The organism is Levilactobacillus mulengensis (assembly GCF_003946045.1).
In the GTDB taxonomy this organism is placed as follows: domain Bacteria; phylum Bacillota; class Bacilli; order Lactobacillales; family Lactobacillaceae; genus Levilactobacillus; species Levilactobacillus mulengensis.
The window spans coordinates 142,891-162,103 of the sequence record NZ_RHNW01000005.1 but is presented as its reverse complement, the minus strand read 5'-3'; the positions used below and the strand labels follow the sequence as shown (position 1 = coordinate 162,103).

The 19,213-nt window shown below is 48.2% G+C and carries 18 protein-coding genes, 3 pseudogenes and 1 CRISPR repeat array; of the genes and pseudogenes, 5 read left to right on the top strand and 16 right to left on the bottom strand.

Features of this window, described 5'->3' with window-relative positions:
* Positions 1–34: 34 nt before the first annotated feature.
* The 4 genes and pseudogenes from EKM84_RS06850 to EKM84_RS06835 all read right to left on the bottom strand — a co-directional run.
* The gene (locus EKM84_RS06850; RefSeq protein WP_125765024.1) at positions 35–1,462 is read right to left on the bottom strand and encodes a carboxylesterase family protein; all 1,428 of its coding nucleotides are present in this window, start codon (positions 1,460–1,462) and stop codon (positions 35–37) included.
* Positions 1,463–1,679: 217 nt separating this feature from the next.
* Positions 1,680–2,177, bottom strand: a complete 498-nt coding sequence (locus EKM84_RS06845; RefSeq protein WP_125765022.1) for a hypothetical protein — start codon at positions 2,175–2,177, stop codon at positions 1,680–1,682.
* Positions 2,178–2,315: 138 nt separating this feature from the next.
* A complete protein-coding gene (locus tag EKM84_RS06840; protein ID WP_125765020.1) occupies positions 2,316–2,933 on the bottom strand; it encodes a sugar O-acetyltransferase in 618 nt (205 codons plus the stop codon).
* A 125-nt stretch (positions 2,934–3,058) separates the two neighbouring features.
* Positions 3,059–3,343, bottom strand: a pseudogene (locus tag EKM84_RS06835) (SDR family oxidoreductase); the annotation flags it as partial.
* Between EKM84_RS06835 and EKM84_RS06830 the strand changes: the two are divergent.
* A complete protein-coding gene (locus EKM84_RS06830; protein ID WP_225418167.1) occupies positions 3,227–3,709 on the top strand; it encodes a MerR family transcriptional regulator in 483 nt (160 codons plus the stop codon). The pseudogene EKM84_RS06835 and the gene EKM84_RS06830 sit on opposite strands and share 117 nt — an antisense overlap.
* Positions 3,710–3,749: 40 nt before the next feature.
* Here the strand turns inward: EKM84_RS06830 and EKM84_RS06825 are convergent, their stop codons facing one another.
* Both EKM84_RS06825 and EKM84_RS06820 read right to left on the bottom strand, forming a co-directional pair.
* Positions 3,750–4,433, bottom strand: a complete 684-nt coding sequence (locus tag EKM84_RS06825; protein ID WP_125765059.1) for a type 1 glutamine amidotransferase domain-containing protein — start codon at positions 4,431–4,433, stop codon at positions 3,750–3,752.
* Complete coding sequence (locus EKM84_RS06820; protein ID WP_125765018.1) at positions 4,430–4,768, bottom strand: ArsR/SmtB family transcription factor; 339 nt, start codon at positions 4,766–4,768, stop codon at positions 4,430–4,432. Before EKM84_RS06820 ends, EKM84_RS06825 begins: the two co-directional genes overlap by 4 nt.
* A gap of 164 nt (positions 4,769–4,932) precedes the next feature.
* Here EKM84_RS06820 and EKM84_RS06815 point away from each other — a divergent pair, with 164 nt between their 5' ends.
* Positions 4,933–5,943, top strand: a complete 1,011-nt coding sequence (locus EKM84_RS06815) for an NADP-dependent oxidoreductase (RefSeq protein WP_125765016.1) — start codon at positions 4,933–4,935, stop codon at positions 5,941–5,943.
* Between the two features lie 323 nt (positions 5,944–6,266).
* Here the strand turns inward: EKM84_RS06815 and EKM84_RS06810 are convergent, their stop codons facing one another.
* The 3 genes from EKM84_RS06810 to EKM84_RS06800 form a co-directional block, all read right to left on the bottom strand.
* Positions 6,267–7,133, bottom strand: a complete 867-nt coding sequence (locus EKM84_RS06810) for a hypothetical protein (RefSeq protein ID WP_164511345.1) — start codon at positions 7,131–7,133, stop codon at positions 6,267–6,269.
* Positions 7,134–7,514: 381 nt separating this feature from the next.
* Positions 7,515–7,997 (bottom strand): hypothetical protein, encoded by a 483-nt coding sequence (locus tag EKM84_RS06805; protein WP_125765012.1) that lies wholly within the window; start codon positions 7,995–7,997, stop codon positions 7,515–7,517.
* Positions 7,998–8,033: 36 nt separating this feature from the next.
* Positions 8,034–8,465, bottom strand: coding sequence for a hypothetical protein (locus EKM84_RS06800; RefSeq protein ID WP_164511344.1), 432 nt, complete (start codon positions 8,463–8,465; stop codon positions 8,034–8,036).
* 227 nt (positions 8,466–8,692) lie between these two features.
* Positions 8,693–8,964: direct repeats of the CRISPR family, unit length 28 nt; unit sequence GGATCACCCCCGCATCCGCGGGGAATAC.
* A gap of 235 nt (positions 8,965–9,199) precedes the next feature.
* On the opposite strand from EKM84_RS06800, the gene EKM84_RS06795 reads away from it, so the two are divergent.
* Positions 9,200–10,051 (top strand): hypothetical protein, encoded by an 852-nt coding sequence (locus tag EKM84_RS06795; protein ID WP_125765008.1) that lies wholly within the window; start codon positions 9,200–9,202, stop codon positions 10,049–10,051.
* A 506-nt stretch (positions 10,052–10,557) separates the two neighbouring features.
* Complete coding sequence (locus EKM84_RS06790; protein WP_125765006.1) at positions 10,558–11,727, top strand: DUF2075 domain-containing protein; 1,170 nt, start codon at positions 10,558–10,560, stop codon at positions 11,725–11,727.
* An 81-nt stretch (positions 11,728–11,808) separates the two neighbouring features.
* On the opposite strand, the pseudogene EKM84_RS14520 reads toward EKM84_RS06790, so the two are convergent.
* The 3 genes and pseudogenes from EKM84_RS14520 to EKM84_RS14175 form a co-directional block, all read right to left on the bottom strand.
* Positions 11,809–12,009, bottom strand: a pseudogene (locus EKM84_RS14520) (DUF5776 domain-containing protein); the annotation flags it as partial.
* A gap of 31 nt (positions 12,010–12,040) precedes the next feature.
* Positions 12,041–13,666 carry a MucBP domain-containing protein gene (locus EKM84_RS06785; RefSeq protein ID WP_125765003.1) on the bottom strand — a complete coding sequence of 542 codons (1,626 nt, stop codon included), beginning with the start codon at positions 13,664–13,666 and terminating at the stop codon, positions 12,041–12,043.
* Positions 13,667–13,957: 291 nt separating this feature from the next.
* The gene (locus EKM84_RS14175; RefSeq protein WP_164511343.1) at positions 13,958–14,122 is read right to left on the bottom strand and encodes a hypothetical protein; all 165 of its coding nucleotides are present in this window, start codon (positions 14,120–14,122) and stop codon (positions 13,958–13,960) included.
* Positions 14,123–14,287: 165 nt separating this feature from the next.
* On the opposite strand from EKM84_RS14175, the gene EKM84_RS06780 reads away from it, so the two are divergent.
* Complete coding sequence (locus tag EKM84_RS06780; protein WP_125765001.1) at positions 14,288–14,716, top strand: DUF4440 domain-containing protein; 429 nt, start codon at positions 14,288–14,290, stop codon at positions 14,714–14,716.
* 46 nt (positions 14,717–14,762) lie between these two features.
* Here EKM84_RS06780 and EKM84_RS06775 read toward each other — a convergent pair.
* The 4 genes and pseudogenes from EKM84_RS06775 to EKM84_RS06760 all read right to left on the bottom strand — a co-directional run bounded on the left by EKM84_RS06775 (position 14,763) and on the right by EKM84_RS06760 (position 19,211).
* Positions 14,763–16,081: pseudogene (locus EKM84_RS06775) on the bottom strand (replication-associated recombination protein A).
* 167 nt (positions 16,082–16,248) lie between these two features.
* On the bottom strand, positions 16,249–16,941 hold the full coding sequence (locus EKM84_RS06770; RefSeq protein ID WP_125764999.1) for a class A sortase: 693 nt from the start codon (positions 16,939–16,941) through the stop codon (positions 16,249–16,251).
* On the bottom strand, positions 16,942–17,724 hold the full coding sequence (locus EKM84_RS06765) for a class C sortase (RefSeq protein ID WP_125764997.1): 783 nt from the start codon (positions 17,722–17,724) through the stop codon (positions 16,942–16,944).
* Between the two features lie 44 nt (positions 17,725–17,768).
* A complete protein-coding gene (locus EKM84_RS06760; protein WP_125764995.1) occupies positions 17,769–19,211 on the bottom strand; it encodes a SpaA isopeptide-forming pilin-related protein in 1,443 nt (480 codons plus the stop codon).
* Positions 19,212–19,213 lie beyond the last annotated feature (2 nt).

Sequence of the window (19,213 nt, the reverse complement as noted above, 5' to 3'; positions counted from 1 at the left end):
AAAGGCGATTTTTAACCGCCTTTTTAACGCACACTTATGGCCGCGCAATGCCTTTAAACAGCTGTAGCACGGTTTGAGCATGTTCGTTACCTTGATAAGGTCGCTGACCAATATCTTTGATATTTAATTGGTCTGCCTTCACCGGTGACCATAGCTTTTCAGGCTGGTCAGTCGCAAAGTCGAGTAACGTTTGACTAATAAAATTATCACGATCAAGTTGTTCCTGACTAGCATCAGGGGCAGCTTGGCCGACGATGCCATACATATCAGTCCCATGATAAGCGGGTGACCCTTCGGCCGGCCCCACACTTAATTGATAAACGCTCCCACCTGCTTGCGCATGATCGTGAGCTTCCCGAATAGCCGGTAAGGTGAAATTATAATCCGTAAAGAAGCGGGTCCGAACCTTAAGGGGTGACGCTTTGCCGGCACCGCAATGTAAGGCGATGGCCTCAGCTTGTTTGCGTGGAATGTGGCAATCGTAAACCATTTCATCAATGACGGCCTCAATCGTTTTGGGGTCGACATTGTCTGGCATGTTAGCGGCATACCAACTTGCTTCGGCCGTGGTCGACGTGAGGATTAGATCAACATCCTTATGCTCCCCACTTTTAATTACATCAGCAGGGTGTGCTTTTAACACGCCATTTGGTAAAAATTCATCATCGACGATACCGATTGACAGGGTATTTAAATTACCGCGTTTCAAAACGTCCGTTGGTAAGACTTGATTAACAGCATTCATCAAGGATTTAGGCTCAACCGTTAATAGTTGTTCTGGTGACGTTAGCTTTAACGTTTTTAACACCTTATCCGCCAATTCTTCCGCCCACCAAGCTGGAATATAACGGGCGGCATAACCAGAAAATGCGGCTAATCTCTTGTACAAGCCGTCTGCCTCAGGGACCGCTAAGAGCGTCAACAGTGAAAATGAGCCGGCACTATGACCCGTAAGCGTTACCTGGCTGGCGTCACCACCAAAGTCCCCAATGTATTGTTGAATCCACTTTAGGGCGAGGACGATGTCTTGCAAGCCTAGGTTACTGGCGTCCTTAAATTTCCCACCATATTGGGACAGCTCGAGCCAGCCAAGGGGTCCCAGGCGGTAATTAATGGAAACGCCAATCACCTTGCCACTAGCAACTAGGCCCGATACATCTGACGTGTCCTGGGAGTTAGCACCGTACGTCCAGCCCCCACCATGGATATAAACCACGACTGGCAGTTTTTCTTGCACATTATCTGGCGCCCAGATATTCAGGTTTAAGCAATCTTCACTTTCACCCTTGTCGGCATTTAAAAAGGCCGGATCCGTTAACTGCAGTGACACTGGGCCGCTTTGGCTATAGTCATGGTTGGGGTCAAATGGCACCAGTTGGGCCTTTTGGAACCGGTCGGCCGTACCATAGGGGACGCCAAGCCATTCCTGAACGTTATCGTTTTTTGAGTTAGGATGTGACATGTCAAATTCCTTCTTCCGCATTTTTCGTTGCTCTAATTCGGTATGTTTTCATTGTAAACTGTCCCGTAACGTTACAGTCAAGGGGAAGTTTCTAAAATGACGATGACCGGCCGTCTGTGTTGGGTTCTTCTTGGTTATTATCACTGGTGATGCCTAAAAAACTAGGGATAACGCCGTCCTTGCTGAACAACGTTATCCCTAGTTTTTGATTCGACCATTACTTGTTAAAGTGAGCTGCTAGTTTCTTCGTGGTGTAGTACGTGCTGTCAACGTGTCCGCCAGAAACTTCTTGAAGCACTTTAATCTTCCGGTTCCTGTAAGTCTTGTTTCTAACCCGGTAGCTACCTTCTAATGGCAGTGTCACACTCTTATTCCACAACCCAATGTGAATCGTACCGTGCTGCTTTTTGGCGTAGATCCATAAGCCGTTGTATTTATTCTTGTTATTGGGGAATGGCAGCTTGTGCGCGTGCAATGTGAAATGAGCAAAGCTTGTATTAGTGTCATAGCGCATAGCCACCTTTTTAGCCTTGATTTTCATGGCATTACCACGCTTTCCTGCTGACGTATACCAGTTATGCCGAAAGGCCTTGGGAAAGGTCTTCAGGGTCGACTTAGCCGCTGCCTGCGTGGTATTGCCGGGCAACGTGACGACTCCGGCGATTCCCAATCCAGTGGTGACCGTGATGAGGGCTAGTGCTTGGGTTAATTTCATTTTTCTCTCCTCCAGTTTATGTAATCGTTACAGGATTAGCGTACACCTCTGGCATGACACATGATGTCGTTTGAAAAAATTACCTGCATTTCATTAAAAAACGCCAGCTCCGGCACTCGCCTGAAGCTGACGTCATGTCTATTTTTCAAATAATGCCGGATTGATTCGCCGGTCCTTAAAGTAAAACTCATGGTCATGCGCACTGACTGGCCGGAGCACGTGGCACGGGTTGCCCACCGCTACCACGTTGTCCGGCAAGTCCTTGGTGACGATGCTCCCCGCCCCCACGACCACGTTATCGCCAATCGTGATGCCCGGGAGCACGATGACCCCGGCGCCCAGCCAACAGTTGCGGCCAATGTGAATCGGCATGTTGTACTGATAGTTCCGGGAACGTAGCTCGGCGTTGATGGGATGGCCGGCCGTGGCCAGCGTCACGTTGGGCCCAATCATGGTGTGGTCGCCGACGTAGATGTGGGTGTCATCGACCATGGTCAGGTTGAAATTGGCGTAGACGTTGGCGCCAAAATGAACGTGATGCCCACCAAAGTTGGCGTGAAATGGCGGTTCCACGTAGCAATTTTCCCCCAGGTCGGCAAACAGCTCATGGAGAATCTGTTGCTGCTTCGCTGGCTCGCTCGGCCGGGTATGATTGTAGTCATAGAGCCGGTCAAGGTAGCGCTTCTGTTCCACTTCAATGGCGGGGTCGTCTGGCAGGTACAGGTCACCAGTATGCATCTTGTCACGGTTAGTCATCAGGGTCATCCTTTCAGATTTGATACCGCTATCATACCATATTCCCTTGCCCGACAAAAACGCCCGACCACAAGCAAAAGCCGTGTGGTCGAGCGCTCATTAATCATCGTGTTTCACGTGGAACATTAGCTATCTTGGCGGGTCGCTGCCAAATCAATTTCACGGATGTTAACCGCTTGCGGCATATCGTAGATGAACTTCACGGTCTGCGCCACGTATTTGGCATCCAACGTCAAGCCACCCATGGTCTGCTTCCAGGCTTCGTAATCCTTTAACGCCGCAGCATCGGTCACGTGAGTCAACAGTTCTGTCTCCCCGGCACCGGGGGCTACCAACGAAATCCGGACGTTATCGCCGGCGACTTCCTGGCGAATCGTTTCGGACAGGCCGTGGACACCGAACTTGCTGGCCGGCGCCGGTTTAAAGATAACGATTTTAATTTTCTGGAGGGCATCGTCTGCCTCAAGGAAGCCGGCGTCGCCGTTAAACAGACTGGCCACTTCATCGATCTGGGCATGACTGGCGACAGCACGTTACACGACCGCTATGATTTTCTGGCAGAGCACGAGGCTCAGTTGGAAGCCAAAATGGCGCGACCCCAACATCCCCTCGACTTTTTGCGCTGGAAAAAGTGGTATTACAAAACGGCGCTTCAGACCGGTACCGAGAGCATTCACTACCTCCCCGGCACCAACCACGTCGACCCAGTCCTCCACGCTGCGTTCAACCGACTGGTGGCAAATAGGACGCAGCCAAAGGATTTGGGGGCACTGTAAAAAACACCTGTTACCCATTTTTTCAGAGTAACAGGTGCTTTTATTTAGCTTGTAAATTCTGCACTAACAATCGACCAACGGCCTTAGCCGAGAACGGATTTTGTCCAGTGATCAGCCGGTCATCCTGTACGGCATATTCGCGGTAGGCCCGGCGTTTCAGGAAATGTGCCCCCCGCTTCTCCGCCTCAATCTGATTAAAAAATGGCACAACGCGCTGCTTGCCAGCCAGAATTTCTTCTGCCTTGGTGAAGCCCGTCACTTGATGATCAGCAATCAGATAATCGCCAGCCGCCGTCTTAATGTTCAATAGGCCAGCAATTCCGTGACAAACGGACGTGACGTAGCCCCCATTGGCGTAAATGCTGGCAGCTATGTCCTGCAGCGGTTGGTTGTCGGGGAAGTCCCACATCACCCCATGACCGCCGGCATAATAAATAGCTGCATAGTCCGCCGGATCAATCTGTTCTGGTGCCAGCGACGTCGTGAGTGCTTTGCGCTGAAAGTCAGGTGTGGCGTACATTTCCATGATTTCGGCGTCGGTATATTTCATACTCCGCGGATCCAACGGGACAAACCCACCACGCGGACTCACGTAGTCGACCACATAACCAGCCTGCTCCAAAATCTGGGCAAACTCGGTTGCCTCACCTAGCCACAAGCCGGTTGGATCATCCGTTTGGCCGTAGTGTAACGTATTCGTTACAACGATTAGAATTTTCTTCATAGTTGTTGGTTGCATGTCATAATCTCCATTACGTGGTCCAAGAGCGTCTTCAATTGATCAATGGCAGTGGTATCGTGCGTCAGGTAGTAGAAATTTTTCGTCCCTTCACGGCGATAATCCACCAATTTTGCGTCCCGTAAAATTTTTAAATGGTGGGAAACTGCTGGCCGGGACAACCCAGTGACTCCCACTAAATCAGTAACCTGTAGACCCTGATGAACCACTTTTTCGTCCAACAAGGCAATGATAATGGTTTGCCGCTTTTGATCACCCAATGCCACGAGAAAATCGCTGGATTGGGTAAATTCATGCTTTAATTTTATCAAACTTGGCAAAGTGAATCGCCTTCTTTAGTTTATTATTTTAAACCATTAAAGCATGTATCAATCCGCTTGTCAACTGAATGTATTCACCAATTAAAAGGTTGATATTTTTAAACCAATATTCTATAATGCCTTTTATCCGTTTAAAAATATAAACCATAAAAGAGGCTATTTTCATGACAAAAACTATGCGTGCCGCTCTAATTACCCATTACCGTCAGGCCGCGCCGGTCATTCAGCGCGTCCCCATACCCACACCAAACGCCAACGATGTCCTGGTCCAAATCAGGGCTGCTAGCATCAATCCGATTGATTTAAAAACGATGGCCGGCGGGCTCAAATTCTTGTTGCCTTATCAAGTGCCACTGATTATCGGCAGCGATTTTGCCGGAATTGTGGTCGCAGTCGGTACCCATGTGACTGACTTTCAAGTCGGCGATGCTGTTTACGGCCGTCCCCGTAAGCACCGCATTGGAACCTTTGCCGAATATCTAGCTGTTGACCAGGCTGATATCGCATTGAAACCCCACAACCTCAGTTTTACCGAAGCCGCAGCGATTCCCCTGGTGGGACTGACCAGCTATCAAGCACTTCACGACCTGTTGCACCTGCGACCGGGACAGCGCGTCCTGATTCAAGCCGGCGCCGGTGGTATTGGGACGGTGGCAATTCAGTTGGCCAAAACACTAGGCGCCAAGGTCACGACCACGACTAGTCAGAAAAACACGGCGTTTGTCAAATCACTGGGGGCTGACAAGATCATTGACTACCATCATGAGGACTTCGCAACCACCTTGTCAGGTTACGACGCGGTGTTCGACACGCTGGGGGGACCCAACCTGTTGCGGGCCTTCCAAATCGTGAAACCGGGTGGCCGTGTCGTCAGTATTTCAGGCCTGCCGGATGCTAAATTTGCCCGGTCGTACGGATTGCCATGGTGGAAACGCCAGCTCATCCAGTTGGCAAGTCACCGGCTAACCCAAACGGCTAGGCGTGCTCACGTCTCGTATCATTTTCTATTCATGAAACCCAGCCACGCCCAATTAACGATTCTCACGGACCTGATTGCGCAAGAACGCCTGCGCCCCATTATCGATCGAACCTTTCCGCTGACTGAACTGCCTGAAGCGTTAGCCTACTCACATCAGGGACATGCGCGCGGCAAGATTGTGGTAACGATGGCTTGACGGGATTATCGTTGTTGTCGGCGCCAACCGTGCTACTTTTCAGGCGAGATTAGGGTCTTAATTTCACTAAAAAAACAGGCAGTAAATTTTATGATCAAGTTAGCCACCAAGCTTCCGTTGAATACTAAGCGGTTACATGAAACATTCGAGTCATCTTATGATTATTGTAAGACTCACATCACCCTAAAAATTACGTGACAAAGGCCCAATCCATCTACATGAATTGGGCCTTATATGTGTTTAGAAATTTTATTGCCGATAGCGGTAGACAGTGCTTACCCACCCCATAGACACCGGACTGCTTAGATCACAATGCAAATAAATTAATCTTCAATGTCACTGCCATTGCAAATCAACGTATAGTACGTCACACCACCAACTGCGTACAAACTGTCAAAGACGTAAATTTCGCCACGATCATCATCATAACCACTTAAGTTCTGTGGCTGATGTAAGTTCTTCAATGCCAGGCGGTACTGATACGCACCTTTCTTCCCAACACGGGTAGTCTTAACGCCCTTCATCTTCGTGTTCAAATAAAGATAGCGCGTAGCTCCCTTAACCTTGGTCTTTACGATTTTTGCTTGACTGCTAGGCTTACCACCGAAAGCCCCATCGCTATTCGTTCGTTTATTTTGGTGAATCAACTCAACGTACCCATTGCTTGTGATGCGCACGATTTGTTTCACCTGACTATCACTTTCTCGAGTAGCTTTAGCACCACCCAAGTACAGATCACCATAACTATAGGTTGGCATATAGGCTGGCGCCTTGACCTTTTTGAATTTCTTTAACGCATACGAAACGACTCCAGAAGCTAAATAGCCCTTCTTGGCGCCCACATTCACCAACCCATAGTTCAGGTTTCCACCGACTAATGCGAGCTCATTCCCCCATTGCCCCTTCGCTAACTTATGCTTAGGGATAATCCATCCCGACATAATCGTCCCTTTGGGCAACGTAATAACTTTCGTATACTGTGTATCAGGCTTGCTTGTCTTGTAATATGTAACAGTCGCTTTAGCTGCTCGCTTGGCCTGATAATAGGTACCAATATTGAGAAATGAGCGTTCGACACTCACGCCACCGATTTTAACCGTTGACGTAGCAGCTTGAGCTGTCATCCCGCCAATGCTGATCATCGCAAATGCAATAAATCCCAATACCCAACGTATCATCTGTTTTTTCATTTGGTTATGTTCCTCCCTAGAACTAAATGTATCATCAATTAATGGTACCACTTATTTTCATATAAGTGACCCATTTACCAACCAGCATAACCAGTAAATCGTGTCATTCATCCTACCAATACTCACTTTTCTCACAACTTTGAAGACATTTAGCTCCCCATCTTTAACCGCATTTTGCCCGATCTTTTTCATTATTTTGATAAATTTCTAATTTTAGCATACTATTTCTCCACTCGAATGTTCCACATGAAACATTCACTCTACTTTAGTTATCTTGATTCTAGTGAAATTAGCACCTAAAAACACGTACGCTATTCTCCTAATAGTACATCAAAGGCCCAATCCACGCAGATGAATTGGGCCTTTATTTGGTCAAAATTGCTATCGCTTATAGAGATAAGTCGTGTGGTTATCAACTCGCGGATACATCTCTAACGCCTTTTTCCCATTATGACGAACTAGCTTCAAGTAGAGGATAGAGGCATATGCAAGCTTACTCTTCGTCTTGACTGCCGTTGGATAAATCTCGTATCGCTTGGTCTTGTAGCGGTAGTCAATGTCACGAATTTCTTTCTTTAGAAAGTGAATGGTCTTGGACTTCCGCTTCCCTTGAAAATCCACTTTCTGTGAATACGTATGCTTTTTGAACGAGTAGCTCCAGCGCACCTTTTTATTACTCTCGCCATTGTACTCGGTATATCCCTTAGTCCGCCACGTCCCCCACAATGGCTTAGGAATGGACTTGTACGTCTTGTAGTTCTTGGCATTATTAGTAGCGGCGCTGGCTGGTTGAGAGACTGAAGTCACAGCTCCAACTAGTCCTAGGCTTAAGACTACTGCTAGTACTAAATGCTTGATTTTCATGATTTCCCCTCCAATGGGTTACTTAATAGATAGAATCTACTTCCGGTAGAAATAAGTCATCTTGGTGCCGCCAATTGGGTAAAGGGCCAGAGCTCGTTTCCCATTACGACGGACTGGCTTTAGCGTTAAGTATGATGCGTAGGCCTTCTTGGCATCGGACATCTTCCCGCCTGGAAAAACGTCGTAAACCTTTCTTTGCTTCTCATACCACATACCACCGATTTGATTCTTTGGGAAGTGGATGGTCTTAGACTTCACACTACCACCTTTAAACTTCATGATTAGGGTATATGAGTTCTTATTAAATTGATATGTAGCATTGGACTTGATTCCCTTACGATATTTAGTGTATCCCTTGGTTTGCCAAGTACCACGCAAAGCTTTCGGCATAGTTTTATATTTACGAAAATTTTTATTACTAGTGGTCACGGCACTCGCTGGCTGTGCGGCTGATATAGTCGTAGCCATCCCCGCAACACCAAAACATACTGCGACAGCAGCTACAAGATGTTTAATTTTCATTGTATATCCCTCCATCTAGAAATGATTGTTACTTACCAACTCACGCCATAATTATAGCACAACGTTAACTGTCGAAATGTAAAAATATTTTCGTACTCATATTCTACAAATAGAGAAATACTTAGCTTTCTTACTTTTGAATGGCACATTAATTCAAAAAATGAACTTACAATTAATCGCCCCCACATCCGTGGGGAATACTAAGGTTAGATGGACTTACACCTTTAAAAAGAAGGATCACCCCCGCATCCGCGGGGAATACTACTGATATATGACTGTGAGTAGCCCATCTTCAGGATCACCCCCGCATCCGCGGGGAATACAACTCCGTAAGGCACGTAAGGCCGGCAAGCCAAGGATCACCCCCGCATCCGCGGGGAATACCGTTCAAGAAGAACACCAAGGGATCAACGATTGGGATCACCCCCGCATCCGCGGGGAATACACTAAACAAACGCCGCCACACCGCACTTTGAAAATCACAAAATCCCGGTTTTCAATTAACTTCTACCTAAGCATACAGCAGCCCTCCCCCAGCCACAATCAATTTTTTTGCCGCTATAGCGAAAACCTTAACCACTTTACACCAACATCAATTCCCAGCGCTTAACCTCAGATTTTTTTACCCTAGCAGCGTATACTTAGAGTAGTTAAGGTACCATTTTTAGGAGGAGCTACATATGAAACTTAAGAACATTTTAGTTACTATAGGTGCAATTGGACTCGGATTAGCCCTAACCGGTGGCGTCACAGCAGCGGCTAGTACCAGCTATGTCAACGCCAAATCTGGCAATTTTTTGATAGCTAAGAAAAAAATTGTTCTTGCTAAAACCAAGTACAAAAAGGCCTTCACTATCCCCAAAGGTACCATCGTCCAAATCAGCGGTGTCACCACACTTAAAGGAAAACGCATCATGGATATTCAAATGGATACACTCAGTTACCATTTGCGAAAGAGCTATGTTGGAAAAAACGAGACCTCGACGCGAGATATCGTTATGAAAAAAACTGATTTTAAAAAAGTCTCAGTCCCCCAGTATCTCCGGTACTACAGTACACAAAAATCCTATCCAGAAAACATTGGATTAAATGCGACTCAGGATGGCAACCTCTTTGCTGGACTGAAGTATCCAGACGCCAGCAACGAAAGCACGGCTAAAGCCGCTCGCATTCACGTCAGCAGTGATGGCTATCTCGAGTACTACGCTAACACTGCTGTCTTTAGCGTAGGCGTCGACCCCAAACCCACGACTTCCATCAAAGTTACCAAAGCCGCACTCCCTTCAGGCAGTGGAAAAACCTACCTCTACACCAAGCAAGCCGTTCCTAGCGCAATTGGTAAGCGTGTCAGCAAGTCTGGTAGCGCTCAGTATCTAACAGTAATTAAGCGTCAGTATACAACTTATACGACAACTTACGCCCCTGAGCGTAATAAGGACGTAACCAGCAGCATCCGAGTCTCTTGCGGCTATCTGGTAAACGGCACGCATTACTACATGCCGACTGCTATTTTCTACCCTCAAGCCAACTAATCTTATTTGTAAAAGGCCAGTTCTCACGCAGAGAACTGGCCTTTTGATTCGCTCCCACACCTGTGGGGAATACATGGATTCGGGAGCATCTTCATCCCACGTGTCGGGATCACCCCTGCATCCGCGGGGAATACTACAATCTTAAAACCTATCCGACTTATACCTGGGGATCACCCCCGCATCCGCGGGGAATACCTGGCTCCTAACTGAATTTCGGGATTGTCCTCAGGATCACCCCCGCATCCGCGGGGAATACGCTAAGCAAACGCCGTCACATCGCACTTTGAAAATCACCAAAACCCGGTTTTCAATTAACTTGTGTCCTAAGCATACAGCAGCCCTCCCCCAACCACAATCAATTTCTTTGCCGCTATAGCGATATATTTTTCCAGCCCGCGATTTCCCTATTTTCGACAGCTTCCCAACAATTTTAACAGCACCCATCCCCATAACTGCTATACTAATAACTGTCTTTCAAATTCCATAACGGCATAAGGAGTTCCAGTATGAATAAAATTTTACAAGAACAGTTCTTCGTCGATGACCTTTCCGACGACCAGAAGACTGTTATCACCAATATCAACGACTACATCAAGCAAGGCCTGAACGGCGACACGGCTTCCGTTGCCGTCATCGAAGGCGCGGCTGGGACCGGGAAGTCCGTCGTTTTGATGGAATTGGTCCGTCAGTACATGACCGACCGCCACTACCGGACGTCACTGGTGGTCAACCATCCCGAGCTGTACAAGGCCTACCGGGACCTGGCCGAATCCATCCCCAACATGAAGGCCAGTGAGATTCGCCGGCCAACCTCTTTGATCAACTACGCGCAAAAGAATCACAAAAAATACGACATCATCTTCGTGGATGAAGCCCATCTGCTTTACTCCAAATCAGAACCCTACGCGCACTACCGCGGGCAAAACCAGTTAACCGACTTGATGGCTTTGGCCAAGGTCGTCGTGGTCGTTTACGATTTCGACCAGGTCTTCCAGTCCAAGATGTACTGGGACCGGCCACTGCTCGACAAGACCATTGGCAATCATCCCCACAAGCAATTTAACATGAACTTCCAGTACCGGATGGTCGCCAGCGACGAACAGGTCGACTGGATGGACGATTTGACGGCCGAAAAGCCCCTGAAGCCCTTCCCTGACAACAGCGACTTCGAATTTAAAATGTTCGATACTGCTGGCGAGCTGTTTGAAAATATCAAGAAGCGCAACAAGGAAGTCGGCATGAGCCGGGTCGTTGCCACCTCTGGTTTCCCTCGAATCGATGGACGCCACAACGTGGAAATGGATTCGTTCAGCCTGCCTTGGGACGAATGGGACCCGCAACGGACCCACTGGGCCAAGCGGGAAGGCTCCATCACCCAGGTCGGCACAATCTACACGCTGCAAGGCTTCGACCTGAACTACGTCGGCATGATCATCGGCCCCTCGTTCGGTTACGACAAAGCGACCGACACCATGACCATTATCCCCGAAAAATATTCTCACAAGGAAATTTTCAAGAAGCGCAAGGATATGAAATTCTCACGCGACGAGTACAAGGACTTCATCGCTAACGTCCTCAACGTGTTGATGAAGCGCGGGAAGTACGGCCTGTACTTGACGGCCTACGATGACGACCTGCGTCAACGACTGTTGGAATTGGGACAAGAGACCAAGTAATTCACAGTTAAACGAATAGCCCCACTGCGTTTTTTCTACGCAGTGGGGCTATTTGATTACTAGTCTAATCTTAAAGACCACTTATCTTTCAACGACATAATTCTTATTAGCAGTAATGTACCAACCATTACGCAAGACTAATCGTGTCGTTAAATGATAACGTTTGATTTGCTTAACGCGCAATACCTTACCCTGCCGATAATGCTTAACGTCGCCTGTCAAACTCATTTTCTTATATGCATCAACGCCCTTAGTGGCAATCACTTTAACCGTCTTGGGTGTCGTTTGATAGTAGGTATGAACCCAGAATTTCTCATTGGCCGTAACATAGCCAGTCTGACCGCGGCGTTCCGTTACTTGACTGAGCCATGCCTGTAATCACAAACTGAGCACGCTTTAGTCGTGATTGACGAGGATAGTAGAACTTTCGCGCACGTTTCGTAAAGTTAGGCGACTCATACAAACCCAGCTTCTTAACAGCAGTCACTGCTCGATCTTTCTTACTCAGTGAAGCCGTTGTATTCGCCGTATTCGGTTCACTACTAGTACTGTCGTTACTACTGGTTTCATCCTTACCGGATACAACACTCGAGTTAGCTGGTGCAACTGGTACTGTTTTATAAACCAGCGTAACTTCCTGTGCATCTGACGTAAAAGTTCCCGACAGCGAGCCGTTGATGGCCTTCACAAATTGATAACCTTGAATTTTTTGCGGTGTTATGGTGTAGTCTGCTCCCATGTCACCTGGAACTGATTGATCTGTTTGTATCGTATTTCCCGCTTGATCGACGAAGTGAACTTTCACTGGATTTCCCGGCGTTTTATCTGGCTCCCAAACATAGGTCTCGATATTCTGTGGATTCTTCGCACTATCTTTTCCATACAGTGCCATAAGCTGAGCAGGCGAATAACGTACTTTACTGGTATCTGTAGAGTACAGGTCTTTGACATTTTCCCATTTTCCTGTATATGGCGTCTTCTCATTATTATTCGGATCGATCGACCAGATATCAGGTAAATCTGCATTCGTTAAGTCCTGATTAGGCCCTAACGTTAGCTTAACAATCTTCAAGTTCTCATAGTAGTTGTCAAACAAATTATCTAATGGTATCTTAGGCTGCCAACCTGAGATATTAACCGTTAAACGACAGCTACCTGGTGCACCAATCATATCATCAAATCCAGTTTCCTTAACATCATGATTATTTTCTTCATCGCTGGATATACCGACATTACTAACGTTTAAGTGGGATAAATCCAATGTGAGTGGTTGACCTTGAACACCAACATCATCAAACATTTGGCCCATGTCATTAACCTGACTGGTATCTAGCTTATCAAGTCCTACAAACTTTTTGACTCGCTCATTACCGCAAAACATGGCCCGCATATTATCTACATGGCTAGTGTCAAAGTTAGACACATCAATAACTTCTTGATCAGCATCCAAAAACATATACGACAGATTCGTTGATTGGCTGACATCTAAATTCCCTAAATTTTTAATTTGAGGACCAGTTCCATTCTCAGTCGGTTCGAACGCATTAAGTTGCGCAAATAAATACGAAGCATTGACTGGTGCTTTAACTTTTCCGTCCAATGAAATCGTCTTTATCGTTAAACCGCTGTCTTTCAAGTTTGAAATAAGATCATAGAAAGGTGACCACCAATACGTCTGAGTTCCTATTGGTCTTTCAACTTCTGTCTTCGATGCCTCTGGCAGTGTGCCTGTGCCAACATGTAAGACACCATCAGATGATACCTGCCAGTGGCAAGCGTCAGCACCATCTCCCATAACACCACTTTGCGTTGCAGTTGCATCCGCGTGTGCGACTACTACCGTCGGACTACTTGCTATACCCGATAGATTTCCCAGAACCTGAGCACCACCAAAAACGATGGCTGCTGTTAAAACAATCCCAACTACTCCATGTTTCATATCGTACAGCCCCCTTGAAATATAATTAAGGTCTTAATTACTACCTAATTCATTTCCACACATCGAAATATTTACCTGCGCAAACACCCTATATACACGTCCAGTATAACAAATAATACGCCAAATAATTTAGGATAGGCTAAATTGTTTGAACCCATTTTCACAAATACTTTTAATCATGATATGGACGTTCGATTCTAATGGTGAGTGACTATTAAAAAGCATGCGCTAACTAACCCATCCAAGGTTATCGCACACTCTTTCTAAGCAGCTTTTCATATTTCGCCAAGCTCATTCATCCAAGACAACAATCACAATCTCCATCGCAATCTCAAAAACAACGATTGCCAGCAAGACCACCACTGCCAGAATAACCAGCCACCACTGCCGGTGACGAACGCCATAGACGATAGCAAGAACTAGCAGAATCAGTACAAGTACCACGACAAACATCATGGGCGACTCCCCCCTTTTTATTCAATCTATTATTGTTTCAAATTGTACACCTATTTACCAATTATCAATCGTTAATTTTTCCAATTTCGATTACCTCGCCCTTGACTGTAACGTTACGGCATAGTTTAGACTGAGTCTATCTTGAACAAACAAAGGAGAACGCTCATGACAAACGAAACCGATACCTTAACCGCTGAAATTATCGCTCTGGAAAAGGGTGCCTTGGACAAATGGTTCAAGGGGGATACCTCTGGTTACCTCACCCTATGGTCACCGACTAACTTTTCCTACTTTGACAGCTCTAAGCCGCACCGTGTCGATACCTATGCCGAAATCAAGCAGTTTGTCCTGGCTAATGTTGAGGGTAAGCTCTTCGCTGACTCCTACGACTTCGAGGACCCCCGGGTGCAGATCAACGGCGATATGGCCGTCCTGACCTACCAGCTGTACGCCAAGACCTCGCTGAACGACATGCGCTACAACTGCATCGAAGTTTACGAACGCGAGGGTGCCGACTGGAAAGTCATCCACTCCACTTGGGCCTTCATCCGGCCAATGGATATGAACTTTGGTCAAACGAAAACTTTAGTCTAAACCATCACAAAGGGCGTTGCAGAAAATCCTGCAACGCCCTTTTCGTTTATCCATTCTGTTGATGCCAGGCTTTAATCTGCGCCAACCGGTCCTTGAACCGTTGCTCATGACCTTCACTCGTTGGCAAATAATATTCATGTCCCTCCAAGGAAGGCGGCATGGTCTTCATCGTCGTCAATTTGTCCTTGGCGTATGCGCCAGCTCATAGCCCTTGCCATACCCTAAGCCTTTCATCAGCTTAGTTGGGGCGTTGCGAATCTGGAGCGGCACGGGATCGTTGGCCGTCTGCTTCACGTCCTTGGCCGCCGTGAGCCGCGCCTTGTAAATGGCGTTGGACTTCGGGGCCAGTGACAGGTAGGTCACCGCCTCCACCAGGTGGATGTCACACTCGGGCATCCCCAGAAACTGGCAGGCCTGGAACACATTGATGGCCACGTTGAGCGCATTGGTATCCGCCAACCCAACGTCCTCGCTGGCAAACCGCACCAGCCGCCGCGCAATGTACAACGGGTCTTCGCCGCCCTCCAGCATCCGCGACAACCAGTAAATGGCCGCGTCGGTATCGCTGTTACGCATCGACTTGTGCAGCGCGGAAATGATGTTGTAGTGCTCTTCGCCATTTTTGTCGTAGAGCACGAACTTTTTCGTGATCAATTGACTCAGGTCGGCCATGGTGACCGTCGTGGCCTGCTCGCCCTTGTCACCGTTTAAAATGGCCATTTCCAAGACGTTCAGCGCCATGCGGGCATCCCCGTCCGCAAAATTAGCAATGGCCTGAATCTCGTCGTCACCAATCTTAATGGTCTGCTTGCCAAAGCCTTCAGGATTGTGGAGCGCATTTTCAATCAGTGTGACGATGTCGGCCTGCTTCAATGCCTTGAGCACAAACACCTTGCAGCGCGAGAGCAGGGCCGAGTTGATTTCAAACGACGGGTTCTCCGTGGTCGCACCAATCAGGATGATGCTCCCGCGTTCGACGTACGGCAAAAAAGCATCCTGCTGGGCCTTGTTAAACCGGTGGATTTCGTCCACAAAGACCATGGTCTGCTGACCAATCTCGCGGTCCAGTTCGGCCTGTTTCATAATCTTTTTAATCTTACTGATGCTACTGTCGACCGCACTGAAGCTCAGAAAACTGGACTTCGTCTTGCGGGCAATGATTTCTGCCAGGGTCGTCTTCCCCACACCCGGCGGCCCCCAGAAAATCATGGACGACACTTGGTCATTTTCAATAATTTCACGTAAAATCTTGCCCGATCCCAGTAAATGCTGTTGCCCCACGAACTGGTCCAAGTCCTTGGGCCGCACGCGACTCGCCAACGGCGTATTCTCCGGTCGACCGGCAAAAAGTGATTCTTGTTTCATAGCACATCCACCCCACTTTCAAACCCAATAACTGACTCACTATCTGCCATACTAAACTATGACGTTACGTGACAGTCAATGAATTAGATGGATTTTTTAGCAAAAAAGTTGTGGACCCTAAAAGGCCCGGCACATGCCGGGCCTTTACTGTATCCAATTAACATCACTCAAGCCGTCGTCGCCGGTCTCACCGACTGCAGTTCCCCTTGCACCACCAGCCGCTTGGGTTCGCCGCGTTTCGCTGAGGCGCAGGTCACCAGCGTCACTAATTTCTGCCCAGGGACATCGTTGATGACGCTCACCTGGTGGCGGTCGATCATCCGGACCCGAGTCACGCGGTAGTGGTAGACCTGGCGCTTATCCGTCAGGTAGACGGCGTTGCCCTTGCGTACGCCCTCGAGAGGCGAGAACAGAAGGCGCCGGGGCGTCATGTAGTGTCCGGCCAAGGCATAATTTCCCTGACCCATGCGTTGGTCTGCCTTCAGCGTTCCCGCGCCTCGGACCAGGACCGAATTACTCACGCCGATGCCGATTGGTAAGTCCAGTCCCACCGCGGGAACCCGCACCTGGCCCACCGCACCGTATGAGCTTCTACCGGTCAGCTCACGCAAGCCGTAGCCACCTACCGTGAGGGGATTCAGCTGTGCTGTCTTCGCGTAGTTAAACGCGTCCGGTTGTTGCTTGGATTTCTGGGTCGCGCGCTGGATGCTTGCGACCGTCATTTCCCGTTTCGCCGCGTCACCCAGCTGCTCCACCGAGAAGGTCTGCGTCAGGGCCAACAGGATCAGCCCAGCCCCAATCACAAACATCGCCAGCAACCAGAGGGCGCCCTTCTTGGAACGTCGTTTTCGTGTGGCCATTTAGCTTCCCTCCCTTGCTTGGCGGTAGCGGCGGTAACCCAGCCACGCGCCGCCAATGACGAGTGTTGCCGCCAGAATCAGTAAAACAATTTTGTACCAGTCCCACACCGTTTTCCCTTGCGGAATCGTCTGGGTCTCGTTTGGAATCCGCTGGCCGGTGACCAGGAGCCGATGGGTGTTGATCATGTACGGCGTGCAGGTCATCAGCGTGACTTGATTCTGGTTCGCCGTCCGCAGAATCGGTTGGCGGGTGGCCGCCTTCACGGTCCGAATGGTCGCGACCTCATACGTCATCAGCCCGTAGGCATTTTTCAAATAGAACCGGTCACCGCGTTGGAGCCGAGGCAAATCGGTGAAGAGTTTCGCGCTGGTCAATCCCCGGTGCGCTGTGATCAGACTATGCTGATTGCGCTTGCCTTGCGGGATATCCGTGCCGTGAACCAGCCCGGCATACTTCTGTAAAATGGGGTCGCTGGTCCCGGAAAACACCGGCAGTTCCACGTCAATCTTAGGAATTGCCACCAGCGCTAGGGGTGTCGTGTCAATGAAGCGGTCATTTTCATCCTTGAACGGGTCATAGGCGGTCGTCTGATTGTCCGTTGCCTGCCGCTGTAAGGCCTGTTTGAGGACTTTGCGCTGCGTCTTACTCGCCGTCCGTAACTGGCGCTTATACGCCACCAGAACCCCCTGCTGACGCCAAACGGTCACTTGGTTCCGGACGGCTGGGTAGCCAATCAGGCCCAGGCCAACGCAGAATAGTAAAATCATGAGCCATTTACGCATGAGGGGGTTCCTCCCTTCTTTAATTGTCTAAATGGTTAATCAATCTATGCTGAACGCTTTTGCCGGTAGTACAGGTAGCCGGCGCCACCCATCAGGAGGGCCCCAATGAGCAGGAAGAGCCAGATGCCCATGCCACCAGTCGTTGGCAGCGCGTAGCTTTCGTTCTTAACTTGCTGGATTCCTGTGTCCTCACCAATCTTAAATTCGGTTGCAGACTTTAGTAGCGCGTAACCAGCGGGGGCTTGCGTTTCGACCAGGTTGTAAGTCACGTCGCCATTTCGCTGGTCATAGACGTAAGGGACGCCGGTGAAACTGAATTTTCCTTCTTCGCCGGACGTTAATTCAGTAGCCTTGTCTTTATTGGTTACCCATTTTACAAACGTTTGATCTTTGAACACGGCCCAGAAAGTTCTGCCTTTCTTATCAATCTTCTGGACCTTAAACTTAGCACCTTTCAAACCTTTTTCGCTATTAGCGTCAATTTTTTGAAATTCAGCGCCGCCTAAAATCAGGTCATTTTTGATGCCGATCTTATCCTTGTCAATATTAAAGTGGGTGTCATCTGGCTGAGCTTCTACTTTAATGATATTACCATTCTTATCAACCTCAAAGATTAAAGAAAGAACCGTATCCTTGGTGTTTGTCTGCTTATACCACGGTTGTTTCCGGTTTGAAACTTCCTTCAGCTCATATTGGGTTCCTACGGATAGATTTCCGAATTCAATGTCACCATTTTTATCGGTTACTAGAATCCGCGTTTCCTTATTTTCCCCTACCTCTTTCAACGTAAACTTAACCTTACCTAATGGTACGTACGTATTTCCGGTTGGATTCTTTGGGTCGAGTCCAATTTTGTGAATCAGTGGGTCAACGTTCCGAGCAATCAGGTTCTTAGGGTATAGGTGAACGGGGTCCTTATCGTTCAGGGGTAAACTGATGAGCATAGGTGCTGAAATTTTCGTCAGATTCTTAACGGGTGCCCACGTTTCCATAATCAGGTAGAACCCACTATTTTCGATTTCTGAAAACGTTAGGATGCCACTGTTGTCACTTAACGTTTGTTTCGCAATGCTCTGCAGATTGTGCTCCTTTACGAAGGCTCGTTGCGCCTTGAGCACAGCAGCTGGATCTGTCTGCTTACCAGTAATTTTGTCGACTAACTCTTGCCGCGCTTTTTCAAAATCTTCGTGACTCGTTTTACCATTAACAATATTTTCATTCGCAAGATATTCGGTCATATCATAGATTCGATAGGTCACTGAGCCAAACCGCTTGGCATCATAGGGATTAACCCCCTCCATAACGCCCAAGTCATCCCCAGTGTTTTCAATTTCCTTTTCCGCTTCATTGTCCATCTTGTGCAATTTTATCGTCACTTTTTCCGGCACATTGGACTCGGCAGCGTGGGCAATTGTTTGTCCGCCCAGCGCCAAGCCACAAACGGCAACCGCCGCGAGCACCAGTTTTCGTAATTTTGTGATTTTCATAG